At 68.4% G+C, this 1,228-nt stretch carries 1 protein-coding gene; it reads right to left on the reverse strand.

Going from position 1 to position 1,228, the window contains the following annotated elements; translation table 11 throughout:
- Window positions 1-9: 9 nt before the first annotated feature.
- The gene (locus KVT44_RS55455) at window positions 10-1,083 is read right to left on the reverse strand and encodes an alkene reductase (RefSeq protein ID WP_217576833.1); all 1,074 of its coding nucleotides are present in this window, start codon (window positions 1,081-1,083) and stop codon (window positions 10-12) included.
- Window positions 1,084-1,228 lie beyond the last annotated feature (145 nt).

Here is a 1,228-nt window from a genome sequence, read left to right on the forward strand (position 1 = left end):
GGCTGGTGGTTAGTTGAGGGTGGGGTAGTCGGTGTAGCCGGTGTGGTCGCCGCCGAAGCTGGTGGCGCGGTCGGGGGTGTTGAAGGGGCCGCCTTGGGCGAGGCGGGTGGGGAGGTCGGGGTTGGCGAGGAAGAGTCCGCCGTAGGCGATGAGGTCGGTGGTGCCGTCGTCGATGAGGGTGAGGGCGTCGGGGCCGGTGGGCTCCATGCCGGTGAAGGGGTTGAGGATGAAGGTGGTGGGCCAGGCCTTGCGCAGGCGGAGGGTCAGATCGCGGATCTCGGGGGCTTCCATCTGGTGGAGGTAGGCGAGACCCAGGGGGGCGAGGGCGTCGACGAGGGCGGTGTAGGTGGCGTCGACGTCGGTGCGGTCGGTTTCGTCGATGTCGTTGTAGGGGTTTCCGGGGCTGATGCGGAAGCCGGTCTTGTCGGCTCCGATGGCGGCGGCGACGGCCTTGGCGGTCTCGACGGCGAAGCGGATGCGCTTGTCGGGCGATCCGCCCCAGGCGTCGGTGCGGGTGTTGGAGTTGGGGGCGAGGAACTGGTGGATGAGGTAGCCGTTGGCGCCGTGGAGTTCGACGCCGTCGAAGCCAGCCTCGATGGCGTTGCGCGCGGCGGTGGCGTAGTCGGCGATCGTCTGGTGGATCTCGTCCTCGGCGAGTTCCTCCGGGGTGACGAAGTCCTGGGGGCCCTCGTGGGTGTAGACCTGGCCCTTGGCCTGGACGGGGGAGGGGCCGACCGGGGTGAGGCCCATCAGGGTGGGGTGGCCGACGCGGCCGGTGTGCATGAGCTGGAGGTAGATCACGCCGCCCTGGGCGTGGACCGCGTCGGTGACGGTGCGCCAGGCGGTGATCTGTTCGTCGGAGTGGATACCGGGGGTGTTGGGGTAGCCCTGGCCGATCACCGACGGCTGGGTGCCCTCCGTGATGATCAGGCCCGCGTCGGCGCGCTGGGCGTAGTACTCGGCCATCAGCTCGGTCGGGGACTGGCCGGGGCCGTAGGCACGGCTGCGGGTCATCGGTGCCATCACGATGCGGTTCGTCAGGCGCTTGCCGCCCAGTTCGGTCGCTTCGAAGGCCTTCGACATGATCATCATCCTTGCTCATGAGAGACGGGCCACGTGGGGGCGGCCCCTTGCCGACAGGACCCCGGTACTGCTGCACCAGAGCCATTTACTGTCCGAACAAGTAAACCCCATAATCCCATCCCACCCCACACGTGATCCACATCAC

Origin of the sequence: Streptomyces sp. GbtcB7 (genome assembly GCF_019091445.1) — a bacterium.
Lineage (GTDB): Bacteria > Actinomycetota > Actinomycetes > Streptomycetales > Streptomycetaceae > Streptomyces > Streptomyces mirabilis.

Bases quoted from the DNA above. Each gene is read 5' to 3' on its own strand.
- KVT44_RS55455 (WP_217576833.1), bottom strand. From the start codon at position 1,083: ATGTCGAAGGCCTTCGAAGCGACCGAACTGGGCGGCAAGCGCCTGACG.